Genomic DNA, 18406 nt, shown 5'->3' with positions numbered 1-18406 from the left:
ACAGCATAAGTAATTGTTGAAAAAGACAGTTGTCGTATCAGGTAATGCAAAGTAGGATGGATGTTTCTAATTTTATCCATTCGCTAAGGGACTGTCATGTTATCACTCAGACCATTTGAACCTGCCGATGAATCAAGCTTGGTTCGCTATTTAAATAATCCGGCGACGGTGCACTTTTTGTCACCAAAAGTCCCTTCTCCTTACACTGTGGAAGATGCGCAGTGGTGGATCAACACGGGCAGTCGAGAAGGGATCACCCGAGCGATTATTCTGGACGGTGCGTTGGTTGGATGCATCGGGGCGCGTCAGGGCACCTTTGAGTATTGTCGCAGCGCAGAAATTGGCTACTGGCTGGCTGAAGAATATTGGGGCAAAGGCATTACCGGCCGGGCATTGCAGTTGCTGACAGACGAGATTGAAGCCACCACAGACCTGGTTCGATTAGAAGCAGTGGTTTTCGCACAAAACGCGCGTTCTGAGCGGGTACTGGAAAAAGCAGGCTTTGAATTTGAAGGGGTACGTCGCAAGGCAATCTACAAAAACGGTTCTTTTTGTGACGCCCGTTTGTTTGGCAAGCTGCTCGTCTGCTGAAATCGTTATCGGCAACATGCTATCGGCAATAATAAAGCAATGACGGGCCGGATTAACCGCAGCCCGTCTTCGTTGTTTATCTCTTCAAGTTAAATTTAAATGCATCAGGTTTAAGCTGTTTTACCTCGGGGATAAAATACCGGGTATCATAGATGCCTTCATAATCGTGCCAGTGCAGGCCCTCGTCATCGCTATCTGACTCATCATAATGCCAGGGTTCCAGTGGTTCGCGTAGAAAGCTTACATGCAGGTGGTTTTTGTGATTGGCTTTGACCTGGGTTACACCCGTGAGGTTATCGGCAAAGATGATCTGAGTGGCGCCCAGCTGGACCAGTGCATCTACCAGGCTTTGTGTCGCCTGGCGGTCATACGCCGCATCGCCGACACTGATGGGGCCACTTTGGGTGCCGATCGGACGAATGTCCACCGTGCCACCAAACTTATGGGTAAAGTGCGGCGGGTTTATACCACCCCAGCGCATCGTGGCACCAGTAATGGTTAAGTGATCGGGCATACCTGCTGGCTTATCGGGCTGGGCATGCCAGGCTTGACCCAGGTTTTGCAGCGCCGTGAGTAAGTCTGGGTGTAAATGACGGCCTACCAATCCTGACGTTGTCAGACCCTGCGACGGTGTGTCAGGGATAGCAACCAGCCCGGTGACTGCGCATTTCACTTTTAATTCGAGATGATGGGTGCTGGTCTGAGCGATGAACTGGTCTGTGCCTGGCGTACCGTCGTTGCCACAGCTATGAAAATTGTCAATCGAGACAACAACCTGGCCTTTGGCATCCGTTACCGGAGCGGATACGTTGTAGGGTGCCGTTAAACGAAACAGGCCTTGTTCAATCCGGGTCAGAACTTTAGCGCGTACACTGCTGCTAAATCGGGCTGCCATACCTGTCGGGTCGCGCCATTGTGGCGTGGTCAGGGCAAGAGGCGCTGAATTTATCTTAACCGGCTCACCCACTATGGGCAGGCCCTGGCCGTTGGTTAACGTGAGTGTCCATATGGCGGTATTGCCATTTTTAGGGTAGAGGGTGACCTCGGTGGCGTTTTCGAACCATTGCTGGCCAAAGTAGCCACTGCCATCGGGCGCCATTATCAAACCATCATAATAAAACTGGCTGGACAGGGTTGAGGTATATGGTGTATTTGCAAAAACCGGGCAGCATAAACCCAGTGCGGCGCTAATGAGCGCATTCCGTGCTTTCATAATGTCTCTCCTTGAGTTGTCTTCTCAAGGCTAGCAGCTCAGAGGGGTGTGACAAATTTATTAAGGTGCAGATTTTTCATGCAGCTTTTCATGTAGCAGGAGAAAGGTAGAAAGAGCAGAAACGAAAAAAGCGAGCCTTAGCTCGCTTTTCTTGCAAAATGCGTAGTAATTAAAGAACTACGATTTTGTCAGCCTGAGGACCTTTTTGACCCTGAGACACTGTGAATTCTACGCTCTGGCCTTCAACCAAAGTTTTGAAGCCGTCGCCTTGGATAGCGCTGAAGTGAGCGAATACGTCAGGGCCATTTTCCTGAGAAATGAAACCAAAACCTTTAGACTCGTTGAACCACTTAACTGTACCAGTAACTGTGTTAGACATAGTATTAACCTGTAATATAAATAAAAAATTAACCTTCGATAGGTGTGAATGCATCAAAAGTAGAGGTGAAACTTAAATACTGCAGGTTGTGTTACGCGGTGTAAAACAACGAATTGTAGGATGTAAATATCGACTTTCTTTCTAGCGGCCTTCACTCTACAGGGACTCTCTGTGTCTGTCTAGTATTATTTGTACAAATTTTAAATTTATCTTGTGGCGCACCTTCGGCTGACCATAACAAAACAGTACAAAGAGCGTACAGGACATTGGTCCCCACCTAGATTTCGTCTATAACCTGAAAAGCCCGATATTCATCGAAGGCGAATTGGTCTGTCATGCCACTGATATAGTCAATGACCAATCGGACTCTTAGATAAAACTCCTGTTCTGCGAGGTCGGGTATGGCGGCATTCATGGTGTCGCTGTTAAGTGCACTTCGATAAGCCTGTTTGTGTTTCTCGGGGAGCTTTTTAAACAGTCTGGCGGAATAGATAGAGATAGCGGGGACTTGCGTATCTGTGGTGAGTGGAATGTCCATCAGCTGCGCAAACTGCGCTTTACTCAGTTGAAGCAGTGGTTCATAGATATTGAGCAAACCGCTGATAACCCGATAGCCCTGCAACTCACGACCTTCAACCTCAGGGTGAGAAAAGGCCCATTTTTTAGCAACCTGCTTAAAGGTTTTGATGAGCAGGTGACAGGCACTGCTATCTTCAATCAGCGCCTGATTGAAGTGTCCGGCTGTCACCGCATCCAGATTATTGACGAACTGTTCAGCCGCATGCTTTGGCAGTTTTTGGTTCACCTCAACCCGCAAAAAGACAAAAAACTGACTCTGATTGCCTGCGATTTTTTCACTACGGCGCGTGGCAACCCGGATCATGTCTGCCATTAGCCCCCGATCTGACTCGGGTAAGTGTGCGCTGAGTGCCGCATAGGTGTTGAGCAGAGCGGTTTGGAGCTGCGAATAACTTAATATGTTCTTCTCTACAGCGTCTTCAAGGTCGGCCATGCCGTAGGAAATATCATCGGCGGCTTCCATGATATAAGAAAAAGGTGCCCGACAACCCGGCGCAATGCTTAATGTCTCTGTGAGCCTGTCAATATAACCCTGTTCACTGAGGTAGAAGCCCACTTTTTTCTTAAGATAGCCCAGTGGCTGCTGTTGTTCTGGCGGTGCTTCGGTACCACAACGGGTGTACTTCATAATGCCTGACACCTGTGAGTAGGTGAGGTTCAGGTTAAGCAGGGTATGCACCAGACGGATCCCCTGCGCATTGCCCTCAAAGTGGGTCAGATCTCTCAGTATATCGGGGTGCATTGCACGTCCGCTAAGCTGTTTGAAGAGCCCATCAATGTGGCCGTCCAGCCAGTCACTGATAGCAGCCTCGCCAAAGTGGCCAAAGGGCGGATTACCTATGTCGTGCATTAAGCAGGCCATTTCCACAATGGACTCCAGCATACGCTGATACTCACTGCTCAAAGACTGATGGTTACTTTGTGGCTCGAGTAATTCACAGATCAACTGACAGATATAACGACCGGCCTGCTGCACCTCCAAAGAGTGGGTTAACCGGGAGCGAACGGCGGCGTTGCGCTCAAGCGGGAACACCTGAGTTTTTTGTTGCAGCCGACGCACGGCAGCCGAAGTGATGATGCGGTTGCGGTCGCTTTCAAATTGTTTGAATAACGGGCTGGAAAATGCGTGAGGACGATCCGCTTGGATCTTACTGCTTAAGGTCGCCATCATCTGTCCTTATGACTGTGTTTATATTGCTATGTTGTCTGTTTTATATCCATAAAGCAACACCTTAAGTCGTTATGCCAGAGGTTGTTTGAGCAAGTCCAGCAAGGCCTGAGGGACAAATTTACGGGACGTGGTAATGGCGTAAAAGTGCTCATAAATGGGCAGTTTACTTTGATACTGCTCCAGCAAGCCCTGGGCTATTTCATCTTTGACAACCACCGGGGGTAACACCGCCAGGGCGCCGCTGTCTCTGGCCAGTAGTCGCAGCATCGCCATGTCATCGACTTCGGCCTGAATGTCGGGCTTATACTCATGCGCTGCACACAGGGCGTTAAAGGCTGAGCGGATCTCAGTGGTGGGTCCCGGTAGTACCCAGCGTACCTTGTCATACCCTGTCGGAAATTCACTGCTGATACCGGCACCTTTCGGGCCAACGATGGCAACCTGCTGCCGCGATACCAACTGTGTATGCCAGCGGGCTTCATCCTGACTGGCCAGGCGATTGGTGAGAACCAGATCCAATTCATGATTACTTAACCCTTGCAGCAAAGTATCCATATCCCGGGTAGTCAGGGTAAAGCTGATGTGAGGATCACAGAGTAAAGGACTGATAAAACTTTCTATGAAGTTTCGCGACAAGGTGGTCTGCACGCCAATGGACAGGTGTTGTCGTTCGGTCGCTACACCTTTCAATAAAAAGGACTCTAGCTCTTCGCCTTTGTAAAAAATATCGTCGGCATACACCAATACTTGTTTGCCTGCATCGGTCAGAGTTAGCCGGCGGCCCTGTTTTTCGAATAATGAGACGCCCATCGTGTGTTCCAGCCGTTTAATCTGGATTGACAGGGCGGACTGAGAAATGTGTACATCCTGAGCAACCTGCGTCAGGCTACCAGCTTTGGCAACACGCCAGAAATAGTAGAGGTGGTGATAGTTGAGGCGGCTCATTTAATAGTTATAAAAAATATATGGTTTAGTTAGAATATATATATTTTTTATATCTTTCAACGTCTGACATACTGAGCCCGTTCTGAATGGAGTGGGATAATTATGTCAATATCATTAATGATGATGCTCGTCATCACGCTCAGTTTTGCGCTCAGTGCCTGGCACTGCGGCCGTGCCGAACGCATCGGCAAACGGTTTGTAACTGTCTTCTCTGGCTGGCTGTTGGTTCTGTTGGTCGCAGCCCTTGCAGGGCAGAGCGTCGACACTAAGATACTTCCCGACAGTGCCTTCACTCAATGGGTTCATGTCACCTCACTGGGACTGTTCATGTTTGCTCTGGTGATATTTATGGCCATTATTCTGATGCGCTTTTCTCTTAACTATATGGCTGGTGAGCCGCGCCTGAATGTTTACTGGCGCTGGCTGCTTGGCACCCTGGCGGCGGTGTCTCTGGTGGTGTTGAGCAATCACTTGCTGCTGCTTTTACTGGGCTGGACGCTGATCAGCCTGGCTTTGCATCAGCTGTTACTTTTCTATCCTGAGCGTCCCCGTGCAGCCCTGGGCGCACACAAAAAATTTATTCTGGCGCGTCTGGCCGAGCTGGCGCTGTGTATTGCCGTGTTGTGTTTATACCAGGCTCACGGAACCTTTTTGTTGACCGATATTGTGGCACATTATCAGGCTCCCAACCCTGAAGTCAGTGTTTACACCCAGATTGCCGCAGTATCGCTGGTACTCGTTGCGCTCATCAAATGTGCACAGTTGCCGGTACATGGCTGGCTGATGCAGGTGGTTGAAGCACCTACGCCGGTCAGTGCTTTGTTACATGCGGGTGTTATCAATCTGGGTGGCTTCTTAATGATAGTGTTTGCACCTCTGGTTATGCAGGTCGCCATTGCGCAGTGGCTCTTGCTGCTTGCCGGTGGCCTGACAACAGTTCTGGCTGCGCTGATCATGACAACCCGGGTGAGTGTTAAGGTTCGCCTGGCCTGGTCAACCAGTGCGCAGATGGGTCTGATGCTGGTTGAATGTGCATTGGGCCTTTACGAGCTGGCACTGCTACATTTATTGGCCCACTCGGCCTACAAGGCTCACGCTTTTCTTAACTCAGGCAACGCAGTTCGCGAAAACCTCCAGGCACGTCTGGCAGTCCCTGTCAGCCCGTCTATGACACGCTGGCTGGGCGCAGCGCTGCTGAGTGTTAGTCTGGTTGCTGTGACCTACTGGCTGGTGGGTCAGGGCACAGCCCTGAGTATGTGGGCCTTACTGGCAATGTCGCTAACCTTGCTGCTGGCACAGCGCAGCAGTGCGCACCACAGTCTGCCATGGGTTGGTGTGGTGGCGCTCAGTGTGCTGTTGCTGGCCAGTTATGCAGCCCTGAAAACCCTGCTGGCGCAGACCGTCTTTGCTAATGTGGCGCTACATGAAGCGCCTCTGAGTGCGGCGGATAGTGTGGTGCTGGCGCTGTTTGCAAGCCTGTTTGTATTGAACTGGCTACTAACCTACCGGGCAGCACACTCTAAGGTACAAAGCCTGTCTGTGGTGCTGTTTGCCGGATTGTATCTGGATGAGTGGTGGACCCGGCTGACATTGAAAGTGTGGCCGGTGAAGCTGCCGGCCCGAGTCAAATCGCAATGCGCTGTCAAGCGCCCGCATGGATTAATTCAGGAGTCTTAACATGGCAAGTGATATTCGCACACTTACTCGGGCACAGCGGATGTCTGTCCAGGCTGCCTGCCAGAAGTTGGCACCCAGCTGGCCGCTGGACCAGATGATAGCAGTCAGCCCCTACTGGCCGATGCGCCACGAGCGAATTGAACAGGTCAGCGCACGGCTCAGCGCGCTGGCGGGGATTTCAATGCTGATGCCAGCCAGCGATTATCTGGACTGGTATCGACGAGGCCTGATCAGCGAGCAGTCACTGCACATGGCGCTGGCAGAGTCAGGGCTAGGTATGAGTGCTGCCGAGCTGGTTCAGGCACTGGAACGTGCGCCAGAGCAGGCACCCTGGCAGTCATTGTCAGCGTTATTGGATGAGCACAGGGCGCGTCACAAAATGGCCTGGAGAGATGAAATCATTCATCAGATCAGCCAGTTCTGCGCTGCGCATTTTCAACAAGCTCAGCCCATGTTGCATCGTGAGCACAGCAATGCGCAGCCTGCTCTGTACACGCACTGGCTGGCGGTTAGTCAGCGCGATCGCGGGCTCAGTATCGTGTTGGATGAGCCTGATCTGCACCGCTATTTTAAACAGTTGCCAGACGACCCGGGGGTTTTGATAGCGCAAGCGCTGGATACCTTTGGGGTGCAGGACGACCAGGTTGAGTTGTACGCACATGCGCTGCTGCTGGATGTGAGCGGATGGGGCGCCTGGGTCGCTTATTTGCGCTGGCAGAACGAGCTCAAAGGCGATCCACAGGATCAAATGCAGGATCTGCTTGCCATTCGTATGGCATGGGAGCTGGTGCTGTGGCGTTATCAGCAAGCCCACTTTCCAACTTTTTTTACTACTTTGGCGCATAAATGGAAGCAATCTCTCGCAATGCTGTCGGAACAACCAGCGCAACATCAAGCGCAACAAAAGCCCCTGTGGATCTGGGCCAGAGCAGCAGAGCTGAGCTATCAGCAGCAATTGCACAAGGCACTGAGTTGTCCGGCAAATCAGCCGGCACAGGCCATACAGTGTCAAGCCGCATTTTGTATCGATGTACGTTCTGAGGTTTATCGTCGCGCGCTTGAAGCGCAAAGCGATGGGGTACAGACGATGGGGTTTGCGGGCTTCTTTGGTTTACCGATTTCATACCAGGTGCAACAGGCAGATGTGAATCGCCCTCAATGCCCGGGTTTGCTGTTACCAAGTCTGGTGGCCTCTCATAGCCAGGCAGATAAACATGGCGCCGCTTCGCTCAATGCAGGCGCCCGCTGGCAGGCATTTTCTAAATCGGCCACGGCCTCATTCTCTATGGTGGAATCGGCAGGCTGGCTGGATACCTTTAAATTACTGAAAAAAGCCTTCTTTGCATCTGAACAGGCCCATCCGGTTGACAAGCTGACGAATAGTCAGGACTGGTCGTTGACACAAAATGGAGAGGAACTGAGCGCACAACAAAAGGCGGGCCTGGCCGCTGGCGTGCTGAATGCAATGGGGTTTGAGCAGTTCGCCCCGACTGTGCTCTTGGTTGGGCATGGCAGCCACTCTACCAATAACTTGCAGGAAGCGGGACTTGGGTGCGGTGCGTGCGGTGGACAAAGTGGTGAAGTGAACGTCAAAGTGCTGGCCTGGTTACTCAATGACAAGGCGGTGCGTGCGGCATTACCTGAGCTGGGGATTGAGATCCCAGAGCAGACAAAATTTGTAGCTGCACTGCACAATACCACCACAGATCATATTCGTTGTTATGATGAACAGCCGGACGCTCAGATTGAGTTATGGCTTCAGGGGGCTACGGCGGCTGCACAAAAAGAGCGGGCGACAAAGCTGGACACTCAGTTAGCTGATGCAAGTCGGGAAGCGCTGGATCAGGCCCTGATAGCACGCAGCCTGGATTGGTCTCAGACTCGTCCAGAGTGGGGGCTGGCAAACAATGCTGCATTTATTGTTGCACCCCGTAGCTGGACTCAGGGTATTAATTTACAGGGGCGCAGCTTTTTGCATGATTATCAGTATCAGCAGGATCCAGACTATCAGGTTCTGGAAGCCATTATGACTGCCCCAATGCTGGTAACCCACTGGATCAATATGCAATACAATGCCTCGACCACAGATAATCTGCACTTTGGCAGTGGTAATAAGGTGTTGCACAACGCGGTGGGCGGCAATATCGGGGTATTTGAGGGCAATGGCGGCGACTTGCGAACCGGTCTTGCAATGCAGTCGCTACACAACGGATACGACTGGATGCATCAGGTGTTACGCCTGTCTGTTTATCTGGCAGCACCTAAATCTGCGATTAAAGAGATTGCTGAGCGTCATGAGGTGGTCAGGCAGTTGATCGATAATGAGTGGTTGTACGTATTTCAGTGGCAACAGACGGGCGAGATAAGCCGATTTTATCAAAATCGCTGGTGGCCGGTGTCGGTTGAATCGTCCGTATCAGATGAAGAATCAAAAATAGTACAGTGTCTTTGACTTCTGGAATTTGTACTACCAGAACAAAGCTGTGGGGCACGAAGCGGCAACCTCTGGGTTGCCGCTTTTTTATTACCACGGTGCTTGGTATATCCGTGTGGATCTGCCACAGTTATAGTAACCATAGGCAGTTTACTATGAGTGACTTAACGTACAAAACAACAGGCAATAATTCGGAGTGAGCATGTCGGGAGATATCGTCAAAATTCAGGCTGAACACTGGTCAGCAACTCAGCTTAAGTTAAAAGCACTCAGTGAAAAAATGGCCGAACTGGAACCTTTAATCCTGGAAGCTGCCGAGCAGCTCGACCCGCACAGCTGCAGTTATGATGCGAGCAAACGTCAGGCACTGGCACAACGTCTGAAAGCGGTGCTGTCTAAAGACGGTGACGCGGTATCATAAATCAAATAACCAGTGTGATATTTAACCTACGCACTGCCCATGCGGTGGCGTTTATGTTTAAGGCGGATAAGGCAAAATCAGATTGCACAAGATCATATCTTTCCCTAAATTGTCATTGCAGCTCGTGTGAACGGCTCTAGAATAATAACTATAGAAGGAAGTTGGTAGGTGATATGAATATATCGCAATGTCTTGTTATCTGCAGCATCTTGGTATCCGGGCTGACTTTGAGCAAAGCCGCGGTGGCGGATACGCTTGATGTTTCAGTCGGTTGGACCAAACCGCCTTACGTTATAGAACAGGGAGACACCGGCTTTGAACTGGATATGGTGAAAGCGATTTTTGCTGCGCTGGGCCATGATCTGCAATTCGTTTATGTCCCGTTCGGTCGTTCAGATTCGCTGCTGAAAACCGGCAAAGTTGATGCGGCGCTGACCATGAACCGACGTATGGATCTGGCGGGGGCGGTCTTGTCTGAACCCTACATTACCTATCATAACACCGCAATTAGTTTAAAAAGTCGTAACTTAAAGCTGCACAGTATCAGTGCACTTGAGAATTATGCCGTAATTGGATTCCAAAACGCATCGCTGGTCCTGGGGATGGAATATCAGCTCGCAACCGCCAATAGCCCTTTGTACATAGAGCTGCCCGACCAGAAAAAACAGGTTGAGCTACTGCTGCAGGGCAAAGTCGATGTAGTTGTCATGGATATTAATATTTTTAACTATCTGAGCAAGGCAATTCTTGGTCGTGACCAGATGGTCAACGTGTCGGTGCATTATCTATTTCCCGCATCACCTTATCGCATTGCATTCAGAGATCCTGAGCTTAAAGAGGCTTTTAATCTTAAGATGGTGCAGTTCAAAAATAGCCCCGCCTATCAAAAGTTACTTAGTCGATATCAATTCCTGCAATAAGCCTTCTTACCTTCCCCGCTTGGCCATAATCAGGTTGTTGTCACTGACACTCAGTTCTCGATGTCTTATTTTGTCGTTTTTGTGTCTTAAGTGACACTGCTTGTTCGGTTATGATGTACATCAAAGGAGTAAACTATGACCAGAAAACAAGTATATTTTATCGCGGATGGGTTTCAGGCCCTGGACTTATTTGGACCGCTGGATACCTTTATGGAGGCAAACGCCTGCGTGCCAAATGCCTATGCGAGTAAGCTGCTGAGCATAGTAGCGGGTCCGGTCAGAACCGCTTACGGTCAGCAGGTTCATGCCGATTTTGGGCTGGGCGATGATATCGACCTGGATGATTTGATCATCTGTGGTGGCAGTGGCATGCGGACGTTAACGCTTGGCGCCCAACAACTGGCAGCTCTGTCTGCGCTGGCAGACAAAGCAGAGCGGGTATTTAGTATCTGTACCGGCGCGTTTGTGCTGGCCCAGCTTTTTCCTGATCAGGCATTAACCCTGACGACGCACTGGCGCTATTGCGAAAATCTGGCCCGGCAACATCAACATTGCACCGTTTCTGCTGACCCTTTGTATATACAGGACCAGCATGTCTGGTCGTCGGCAGGGGTGTTGTCAGGTGTTGATCTGGCACTGGCCATTGTGAGAGAGGATCATGGCAACAGTATTGCCGCACAAGTGGCGAAAGATTTAGTGGTCTATCTGCAACGATCAGGAAACCAACATCAGTATTCAGATGCCCTCGCACTGCAATCTGGTGACAGTTTAAAGCTTTCTCCGTTAATGGATTGGTTAAGCACACAACTTAATCAGTCGGTCACGGTATCCAGGATGGCTGAGTTTTGTAACCTCAGCGAGCGGCAACTGACACGCTTGTTTAAGCAGCATCTGAATTGTACACCCAGCCACTACTTTAAGACCCTGAAACTGAATCATGCACGTGACCTGCTCTGTGAAGAAAATATCAGTCTGCAACATGTTTCGGGCAAGCTTGGCTTTAACAGCTATGACAGTTTCAGGCGCGCATTTATCAGGCAGTTTGGGGTATCCCCGTCACACTATACAAAAGGAATTAACCGATGAAATACAAACTGATAGCGCTGGTATTTGGTTGCTTTACACTTAATGGCGCCGCTTCACCGCTCACCCGGACAGAGCAACAGGCCTGGCTGGAAGACATTGACTTTTATGCCCAACAGGTTAAAACGCAACACATTCAGCCATTTCATACTCTGGCAGAAGCGGACTTTGACCGCAGAGTTGAGCGCCTCAAAACACAACTGCAAGGGCTCACACAAGCGCAGGTAGAAACCCGGTTAATGACGATAAGCAGGGCAATAGGCGACGGACACAGCAATTATTTTATGATGTCGGGGCCACATCTGCACTTTCCATTTCGGTTTAAATTTTTTGGCGATACCTTACGTGTTATCGACACCACGTCAGCATATCGCAACTTACTGGGGGCTCAGCTTAGCTCAATCAATGGGGTGAGTGTGGCTGAGCTGTACACTCAGTTGGCGGCTACTTTGCCTGGTGTAGACAATCAGTACAGTGAAAAAGCCAGCTTTGAGTACTACCTGTCTTTACATAAATTATTGCTGGGGCTTGAGATAGTAAAAGAGGAACAGCCTGCGTTGTTCAAATTTGTCACAGGGAAAGAGGAGAGCAGTGTACCGGTTTCGCCCATCAGTATGCGTGAATTTGGCAAGCTCAGCTCTGCATATTCGCGCACTGAGCCCGAACTGACCGCGCAGAGTATTGGCATGCCTGGGATCACATTGAGCCTGTTCAGGCAGCACAAAGCCGCTTACTTTGATTTTAGGTCCTATCCCGAACCTGAGCAGGTGATAGCACACTGTGAGGACTTACAAGCGACCCTCAGGGCGGCTGGCTCGCGTGTCATGATTATAGATTTCAGAGGTAATGGTGGCGGTAATTTCTACTCGGGCCTGGCGCTGTCCGCGTGTTTGCAACCTCTGGATCAGATTGACTGGATGCAGGGAGTCTATGTGTTGTCAGATGGAGAAACCTTTTCTGCTGCCATGACCAATACCGTGCAGTTCAGGCAAATCCTCAATGCGACAGTGGTTGGCACCCCAACCGGAGGAGACCCAAATCAGTTTTCAGAAAACAGCGTGTTCTCGCTGCCAAACTCGGGGCGTCGATTCAGCTTGTCGAAACGGTACTATCCATTTTCAGACGTACAAAGTGATGCCGTGTATCCGGACATACATATAGCACCGAGCTGGGAGGACTATCGCACAGGGAAGGATACTGTGTTGACACATCTTCTATCACAATTGAGTGCACACACTCCGTTGTCTGTATCGATTGAGTAGAAGCTGCGATTAAGCAAGGCATTGGTTCAGTGGCCCAGTGCCTTGTGTTCTCAACACGCCCAACAGGCACTGTTGAAGCAAACGTTTATAAAGGCAAGTTACACTCTAGCGTGAAACAATCCGTTGTCATACACAGATCCAGTGCAGAGCAGTGATGGTTTGTCAGTCCGGGAAAAGCACCTCCTGCAACCTGGTGTGTTGCGTGCTGTGGCATTTGATTTGCCGTGTGCGTCAGGTTTTTAACCGCTTTCTTTTTGAAGTTAAGTTTCATAATTATTCCTTTAAGTGACGCGCTCACCCAATTGAGCACAGTAATAAATTACCTTAAATAGGTAATTGTGCAACAGAAAAATGCAATTGTGGCAGAGCACCGTCTGTTACTGATGCGGCGGCATCCAGACACCGCTGTGCGGCGTTGGCTGACTGGCGCCGACTATGGTCTCTACCATTTTGCGATTGCATTTCATCGCATTGTTTTTTGAAACAGCATGCTTAAAGGGGGCTTAACCCTGAGGTGGTGTAGATCAAAAACAAGTTACTAAAATGAGATTACCATTGGGGAAAAGTGGCCATCCATATAATTGCAATTTATAGTGTTGGCCGACATGCATATCTGAATTCTGCTGTCAGTATCTACTCAATAAAAGGAATAATAATGAAATTAACTCAACTTCTTGGGATTGCGTTGTTGATGCTATCGCTGCGCGCCTTTGCTTCGGAACAAGTGATTATCAAGCGTTACTTGTCTGATGAAGATAGCCCAATTAAGCACATACCACATTTATCGTATTTCCACCTCGATGATTTCGAATCAGGTAGCGTGTCAGTACCCGGTGTTACAATTGATCAAGGTTATATTCGTGCACCTGCGAAATATGTGGATTCGGTAGACGGTGACGACGGCGTAATAAACAGTCGCTGTGGTGGTTGCCGTGGTTACTTTGTCTCTCAGAAGAACCAGTTAGGGGTCAACATTACGTTTGACCGCGATGCACTTGGTGCACTACCTACAGATGCGGGTCTGGTCTGGACCGATGGAAAGGGACTGACAAAATTCATTGCCTACGACGAAGCTGGTAATGTGATAGCTCAGTCTGAGCCTCAGGACATTTCGGACAGTTCATTTCATGGAACCACTGGAGATGATCACTATTTTGGTACTTTTTATGAGCAGGGTATCGCGCGTATCTATATTGAAAGCACCATTGATGCGCTGGAGTTTGACCACCTGCAATTTGGCCATAGATTACAGGAACGCCAAGAGCCAATTGGGCCTCTGAATTACGCAAGCTTTGAACAGGATAGCCCTTTTTATAGCGAACAGAGTGCATTCGACTACTTCCACCTGCTGGATTTTGAAAGCAGCACAGATCTTGAAAAAGGCGCTATTTTCTCAGATGGCTATGTTCGTACGCCAAGCAATTTTGTCGACTCCGTAGATGCTGACGATGGTGTACTGGACGGGCAGTGTGTAAGCTGCCATAGCTTTTATGTGAACCAAAGTAACAAGCAAGGTGTGACAATAACGTTTGACGCTGTGAGCCTGGGGCACTTACCTACACATGTGGGTGTTGTTTGGGTAGACGGTGCGGGGTTAACGCGTTTTATTGCCTATGACAACGAAGGCGCTGTCATAGCAGACTCTGGCTTGATTAATATTGCTGACGACTCATTTTATGGCACCACGGCGGATGATACATTTTTTGGTGTGATTTCAGAGACCGGTGTTTCCAGTATCTATATCGAAAACAGTGAAGATGATCTGGAAATTGATCATGTTCAGTTTGGTTACCAAAACCTTCAACCCGCCTTGCCGGTTGGTCCAACCCCTTATTTGAGTTTTGAACAGGATAGCCCTTTTTATGCGCTCAAAGATGTTTTTGGGTATTTTCATTTGCAAACATTTGAGCATGGCATGGGTGATGCTGTAGGAGCGAGCTTTTCACGCGGAGTGGTGCGTGCACCAGCTAGTTTTGTCGACTCTGTTGATGGTGACGATGGGGTTGTTGATGGCAAGTGCTCGTCATGTAAAAGTTTTTATGTTGACCAGTCAGCCGAGCTGGGCCTGATGATTACCTTCAATAAAGCAGAGTTAGGTACATTGCCGACTCATGCCGGAATTGTCTGGACCGACGGAAAAGGCGAAACACGCTTTAAAGCTTATGATGAGTTTGGCAATGTGATTGCTGATTCTGGTCAGGTATCTATTGCTGATGATTCATTTTATGGCACTGTTGCAGATGATCACTTTTTTGGCGTGACTGCGCACAAAGGCATCGCCAGGCTGTACATTGAAAATACAATCGATGGCCTGGAGATAGATCATCTGCAATATGGTTATCTGGGGGCACCGCAGACCATTAAGCCACTATCTTATCGAGATTTTGAACGTGACAGTCCGTTTTACTCCTATGCTCAGAGTGCGCTTTACAGTCATCTGGAGACATTTGAATCGGGTCACCTTAGTGTACCAGGCGTGAGTGCTAGCCGTGGTTTGGTGCGTAATACTGCTCGGTATGTTGATTCTGTGGACGCGGACGATGGAAAGATAGATGGGTACTGTACAGGCTGTCGAAGTTATTATGTTAACCAGTCCACGCAAGCGGGAGTCAGCTTTACATTTGATAAAAATTCACTCGGCAAGCTCCCCAATTATGCAGGCCTGGTTTGGGTTGATGGTAAAGGGCTAACCCGCTTTATAGCCTACGATGAACAAGGGAACATGATAGGTGATTCGGGTTATGTATCAATTGCTGATGACTCATTCTACAGTACCGTTGAAGACGATCATTTCTTTGGTATTGAGAGCAGTCAGGGAATTTACCGGATCTTTATTGAAAACACCGAAAATGATCTGGAGCTTGACCACCTTCAGTTTGGCCACAAGTAGTCACTTAGTTTACTTGTGGCTTAGTATCGGCGCTATTTTTTGATGGCGCCGTACTCGTTTTTAGGTGTATGACGCAGCAGTATTGCGTGATAAAACCAGTCATTATTGTATGTGGCATTGCAAAGAATTGAAAAATCCGATTGCTAAACAAAGACGACAGGATTTGTGACAATCAATAGTCAGATCAACATCATTCATTGTAATCAGCACGTTTCGTACTATTTAGAATTGTACCTACTTGTTAACTACGAAAAGTTATTTATTGTGTGTTCCTGTTTAATTATCTGATTTAAAATGGTAAAAGTAATTATTTAAAGAAACAGTTGTTAATTTTATTTTTTATTTTTGTGAAATTTATTTGGGTGAGTCGGGTCTTTTTGTATGAATTCAAAAGGAGATACAACATGACCACATTATGCAAACCCGCGACTTTTTACCCAGAGCACCTCGTCAATGCTGATGACATCATGACAGTCATTGAAGTTTGTCACCCCGACAGCCCATATAAGCAACGGGCCTTTGAAATGATCCAAAATACTGAGGTCAAAAACCGGCACCTGATCCTGCCGCTTACTGAAGTCGTGAAGCTCGAGGACTTTGGCGCGCGTGCCGCTCGCTACAAAGAAGCAGCTATTGATATGGCCGAAGCCGTTGCATTAGAAGCGATGGCAAACGCGCGGGTTCAGCCGGAGGACGTCGATATGGTGATAGCCACGTCTTGTACTGGTTTTATGATGCCCTCATTGACTGCGCATTTGATTAATCGACTGGGTTTGCGTAATGAAACCAAGCAAATCCCGATTGCACAGCTAGGCTGTGTGGCAGGGGCCTCGGCGATTGGTCGGGCATTTGAATACTGCCAGACCCGCAGAAACAGTAATGTGCTGATCGTCTGTGTTGAAACCTCCTCATTGTGTTTTCATCGAGAAGCCAACCGCTTACAGGACTTTATTAGTGATGCACTGTTTGCCGATGGTGCTGCCGCTGTGGTCATGCGTGGTGACAGTCAGGTATCTGGCCTGAAGCTGACCAATAATCAAAGTGTTACCATCAAAGATACACTGCCTTACATCGAATATGATATTACCCATCAGGGCTTTAAGTTTTCTCTGGATAAGCAGGTCATGCACTCCATTCCTCATGTTGCACCTTATCTGCAATCATTCTGCAGACGCAGTCTGTCGCGCGATGCCAACCAGGTTGATAGTACGATTTTTCACACCGGTGGAAAACGCATTCTCGATGAGCTGGTGCGGTGTTTGTCGCTTGAGCCAGATATGGTGGCCCGCTCCCGGGCTTGCCTGGCTGAAACGGGTAATACCTCCAGCGTAGCAGTCATTGATGTTTTAAAGCGGACTTTTGACTCTGCAAGACACGGTGATACCAGCCTGCTTGCTGCATTTGGGCCCGGATTTACCTCAGAGATGAGCGTTGGGGTGTGGCACTGAGTGATACTCAAGCTGTGATACTAGTATATGTGTTTGGTTGAAAAATATTCATCCAAACACCGTTTGTTTTTAGTTTTTTGACTATAGTGACAGTCCACATTGAATTATCGAGCTTAAATTATTTAAATAAAAAGAAAATTAAGGAGAATGAGTGAATATCCTATCGTATGTGGTGACCCATGATTATGGGTTTGCACCTAACCCTTATCATGGGATCCTGTCTTTGGCTAACTGCAAACCAGTTGTTCGAAGGTGCGCTAAAGTTGGCGATATGATTGTCGGAACTGGGTCAGTAAAAACAGTTGGTAATGGTCAATTGGTTTATGCAGGCATTATTTCTGAGGTCGTTAATATTTTCGAGTATGGCGCTGAACTAAAATATAGGGACAAGCGTCCTACCAGTTCCTTTCCCACCGGAGATGCTATCTACTACCGAAAGAATGGTACTCGCTGTCAAAGAGAGAATGCTCACCACTTTGAGAGTGATGTCGACCATGATACAAAGGTTGAAAATGTACTGTTATGTGGAGAGTTTTGGTACTTTGGGCGCGACGCAATAGAAATACCGTACCATCTGCGTGAAGTGATAAAAAAAGGCCGTGGTCACCGGCGAATTAAAGATAGCCAATTAATAGAGAGTTTTCTGACCTGGATACGTATTTACAAAAGAGGAGTGGTTGCAGAGCCTTTTCATAAGGCAAAAATTGTAAGATGCACCCCTTCCAAATCGGATAAGAAACCACCAGGTTGCTCCAATAATATAACGGCCGCTTTAAAGCCCAGCTGTATGTGAGGTTGCAGAGGGAAATGGTGCGCGCCATGCTCCAAAATCTCGTGCTGGCTGAATTTACCAGCACGAGTAAATTCGGTTACTTAAACAGTTCCAGCTAACCTAAGCTCGGGTAATTGCCAAGATCATTTGAGACATCAAGGCGATAGTACTGATAGTGTGCCTTTGAGTCCAGACAGTATTCAGACATAGCCAGGAAGTCGGGCTGCCACCTGACCCAATGGGTGTCCATAGTTGTTGTTTTAAAGCGGACTTTTGACTCTGCAAGGCGGGGCGATGCCAGCCTGCTTGCTGCATTTGGGCCCGGATTTACCTCAGAGATGAGCGTTGGGGTGTGGCACTGAGCTGAGAAGATGAATCGCCCGCGACTAGTCTGAGCCAAGGCTGTCAGTGTGGTACGCGCACCCCTAATTTAACGGAGGTTGACGAAGTTTGGCTTGTCAATCTCCTGATTATGAGGCCCTGGTCCGCCCGTTATTCTGTCTTTATAGATCGCAGTACTGGGTGTTGGTTGTGTTTTCTACATCAATCTTGGCGGGTAGAGTTCACTCAAGTCGCAATTGGTAGTCTGCCATCCTCCCGAAAACTTCTGGTGTAATAGCC

General features: G+C 48.7%; 16 protein-coding genes. 10 read left to right on the top strand and 6 right to left on the bottom strand.

The features are described from left to right. Positions 1 to 96: 96 nt before the first annotated feature. The gene (locus ACXAH1_RS05660) at positions 97 to 591 is read left to right on the top strand and encodes a GNAT family N-acetyltransferase (protein WP_475194633.1); all 495 of its coding nucleotides are present in this window, start codon (positions 97 to 99) and stop codon (positions 589 to 591) included. Positions 592 to 667: 76 nt separating this feature from the next. On the opposite strand, the gene ACXAH1_RS05655 is transcribed toward ACXAH1_RS05660, so the two are convergent. The 4 genes from ACXAH1_RS05655 to ACXAH1_RS05640 form a co-directional block, all read right to left on the bottom strand. Next, a complete protein-coding gene (locus tag ACXAH1_RS05655) occupies positions 668 to 1804 on the bottom strand; it encodes a hypothetical protein (RefSeq protein ID WP_475194631.1) in 1137 nt (378 codons plus the stop codon). A gap of 169 nt (positions 1805 to 1973) precedes the next feature. Further along, on the bottom strand, positions 1974 to 2183 hold the full coding sequence (locus tag ACXAH1_RS05650; RefSeq protein WP_010385841.1) for a cold-shock protein: 210 nt from the start codon (positions 2181 to 2183) through the stop codon (positions 1974 to 1976). A 277-nt stretch (positions 2184 to 2460) separates the two neighbouring features. Then, positions 2461 to 3930, bottom strand: a complete 1470-nt coding sequence (dgt, locus tag ACXAH1_RS05645) for a dGTPase (RefSeq protein WP_475195120.1) — start codon at positions 3928 to 3930, stop codon at positions 2461 to 2463. 72 nt (positions 3931 to 4002) lie between these two features. Beyond that, the gene (locus tag ACXAH1_RS05640) at positions 4003 to 4878 is read right to left on the bottom strand and encodes a LysR family transcriptional regulator (protein ID WP_475194626.1); all 876 of its coding nucleotides are present in this window, start codon (positions 4876 to 4878) and stop codon (positions 4003 to 4005) included. A 102-nt stretch (positions 4879 to 4980) separates the two neighbouring features. Between ACXAH1_RS05640 and ACXAH1_RS05635 the strand changes: the two genes are divergently transcribed. The 6 genes from ACXAH1_RS05635 to ACXAH1_RS05610 all read left to right on the top strand — a co-directional run bounded on the left by ACXAH1_RS05635 (position 4981) and on the right by ACXAH1_RS05610 (position 12675). Continuing rightward, positions 4981 to 6555 carry an NADH-quinone oxidoreductase subunit L gene (locus tag ACXAH1_RS05635; protein WP_475194621.1) on the top strand — a complete coding sequence of 525 codons (1575 nt, stop codon included), beginning with the start codon at positions 4981 to 4983 and terminating at the stop codon, positions 6553 to 6555. A gap of 1 nt (position 6556) precedes the next feature. Then, positions 6557 to 9007 (top strand): YbcC family protein, encoded by a 2451-nt coding sequence (locus ACXAH1_RS05630; protein WP_475194616.1) that lies wholly within the window; start codon positions 6557 to 6559, stop codon positions 9005 to 9007. A 184-nt stretch (positions 9008 to 9191) separates the two neighbouring features. Further along, positions 9192 to 9410 carry a hypothetical protein gene (locus tag ACXAH1_RS05625; protein WP_475194611.1) on the top strand — a complete coding sequence of 73 codons (219 nt, stop codon included), beginning with the start codon at positions 9192 to 9194 and terminating at the stop codon, positions 9408 to 9410. 173 nt (positions 9411 to 9583) lie between these two features. Beyond that, positions 9584 to 10330 carry a substrate-binding periplasmic protein gene (locus ACXAH1_RS05620; RefSeq protein WP_253049618.1) on the top strand — a complete coding sequence of 249 codons (747 nt, stop codon included), beginning with the start codon at positions 9584 to 9586 and terminating at the stop codon, positions 10328 to 10330. A 135-nt stretch (positions 10331 to 10465) separates the two neighbouring features. Further along, positions 10466 to 11416, top strand: a complete 951-nt coding sequence (locus tag ACXAH1_RS05615) for a GlxA family transcriptional regulator (RefSeq protein WP_253049620.1) — start codon at positions 10466 to 10468, stop codon at positions 11414 to 11416. Further along, positions 11413 to 12675 (top strand): S41 family peptidase, encoded by a 1263-nt coding sequence (locus ACXAH1_RS05610; RefSeq protein ID WP_475194604.1) that lies wholly within the window; start codon positions 11413 to 11415, stop codon positions 12673 to 12675. The genes ACXAH1_RS05615 and ACXAH1_RS05610 overlap by 4 nt, the downstream gene beginning before the upstream one ends. Before the next feature lie 85 nt (positions 12676 to 12760). Here ACXAH1_RS05610 and ACXAH1_RS05605 read toward each other — a convergent pair whose 3' ends face one another. Next, complete coding sequence (locus tag ACXAH1_RS05605; RefSeq protein WP_475194602.1) at positions 12761 to 12946, bottom strand: hypothetical protein; 186 nt, start codon at positions 12944 to 12946, stop codon at positions 12761 to 12763. Positions 12947 to 13330: 384 nt separating this feature from the next. Between ACXAH1_RS05605 and ACXAH1_RS05600 the strand changes: the two genes are divergently transcribed. From ACXAH1_RS05600 to ACXAH1_RS05590, 3 genes are all read left to right on the top strand, one after another. After that, complete coding sequence (locus ACXAH1_RS05600) at positions 13331 to 15565, top strand: hypothetical protein (RefSeq protein ID WP_475194600.1); 2235 nt, start codon at positions 13331 to 13333, stop codon at positions 15563 to 15565. Positions 15566 to 15969: 404 nt separating this feature from the next. After that, positions 15970 to 17013, top strand: coding sequence for a type III polyketide synthase (locus tag ACXAH1_RS05595; RefSeq protein ID WP_475194598.1), 1044 nt, complete (start codon positions 15970 to 15972; stop codon positions 17011 to 17013). Between the two features lie 151 nt (positions 17014 to 17164). Then, positions 17165 to 17806 carry an Nmad2 family putative nucleotide modification protein gene (locus tag ACXAH1_RS05590; RefSeq protein ID WP_475194596.1) on the top strand — a complete coding sequence of 214 codons (642 nt, stop codon included), beginning with the start codon at positions 17165 to 17167 and terminating at the stop codon, positions 17804 to 17806. A 94-nt stretch (positions 17807 to 17900) separates the two neighbouring features. On the opposite strand, the gene ACXAH1_RS05585 is transcribed toward ACXAH1_RS05590, so the two are convergent. Beyond that, the gene (locus ACXAH1_RS05585; protein WP_475194593.1) at positions 17901 to 18035 is read right to left on the bottom strand and encodes a hypothetical protein; all 135 of its coding nucleotides are present in this window, start codon (positions 18033 to 18035) and stop codon (positions 17901 to 17903) included. Between the last annotated feature and the right edge of the window lie 371 nt (positions 18036 to 18406).

This window comes from Pseudoalteromonas sp. AWH4_217, from assembly GCF_056161105.1.
This window is presented reverse-complemented; position numbering and strand designations above follow the sequence as displayed.

Excerpts from the sequence above, each read along its gene's own strand:
- ACXAH1_RS05635 (WP_475194621.1), top strand. The coding sequence starts at position 4,981 with ATGTCAATATCATTAATGATGATGCTCGTCATCACGCTCAGTTTTGCG.
- ACXAH1_RS05640 (WP_475194626.1), bottom strand. The coding sequence starts at position 4,878 with ATGAGCCGCCTCAACTATCACCACCTCTACTATTTCTGGCGTGTTGCC.
- ACXAH1_RS05610 (WP_475194604.1), top strand. The coding sequence starts at position 11,413 with ATGAAATACAAACTGATAGCGCTGGTATTTGGTTGCTTTACACTTAAT.
- ACXAH1_RS05615 (WP_253049620.1), top strand. The coding sequence starts at position 10,466 with ATGACCAGAAAACAAGTATATTTTATCGCGGATGGGTTTCAGGCCCTG.
- dgt (WP_475195120.1), bottom strand. The coding sequence starts at position 3,930 with ATGGCGACCTTAAGCAGTAAGATCCAAGCGGATCGTCCTCACGCATTT.
- ACXAH1_RS05605 (WP_475194602.1), bottom strand. The coding sequence starts at position 12,946 with ATGAAACTTAACTTCAAAAAGAAAGCGGTTAAAAACCTGACGCACACG.
- ACXAH1_RS05660 (WP_475194633.1), top strand. The coding sequence starts at position 97 with ATGTTATCACTCAGACCATTTGAACCTGCCGATGAATCAAGCTTGGTT.
- ACXAH1_RS05620 (WP_253049618.1), top strand. The coding sequence starts at position 9,584 with ATGAATATATCGCAATGTCTTGTTATCTGCAGCATCTTGGTATCCGGG.
- ACXAH1_RS05625 (WP_475194611.1), top strand. The coding sequence starts at position 9,192 with ATGTCGGGAGATATCGTCAAAATTCAGGCTGAACACTGGTCAGCAACT.
- ACXAH1_RS05650 (WP_010385841.1), bottom strand. The coding sequence starts at position 2,183 with ATGTCTAACACAGTTACTGGTACAGTTAAGTGGTTCAACGAGTCTAAA.
- ACXAH1_RS05595 (WP_475194598.1), top strand. The coding sequence starts at position 15,970 with ATGACCACATTATGCAAACCCGCGACTTTTTACCCAGAGCACCTCGTC.
- ACXAH1_RS05600 (WP_475194600.1), top strand. The coding sequence starts at position 13,331 with ATGAAATTAACTCAACTTCTTGGGATTGCGTTGTTGATGCTATCGCTG.
- ACXAH1_RS05630 (WP_475194616.1), top strand. The coding sequence starts at position 6,557 with ATGGCAAGTGATATTCGCACACTTACTCGGGCACAGCGGATGTCTGTC.
- ACXAH1_RS05585 (WP_475194593.1), bottom strand. The coding sequence starts at position 18,035 with ATGGACACCCATTGGGTCAGGTGGCAGCCCGACTTCCTGGCTATGTCT.
- ACXAH1_RS05655 (WP_475194631.1), bottom strand. The coding sequence starts at position 1,804 with ATGAAAGCACGGAATGCGCTCATTAGCGCCGCACTGGGTTTATGCTGC.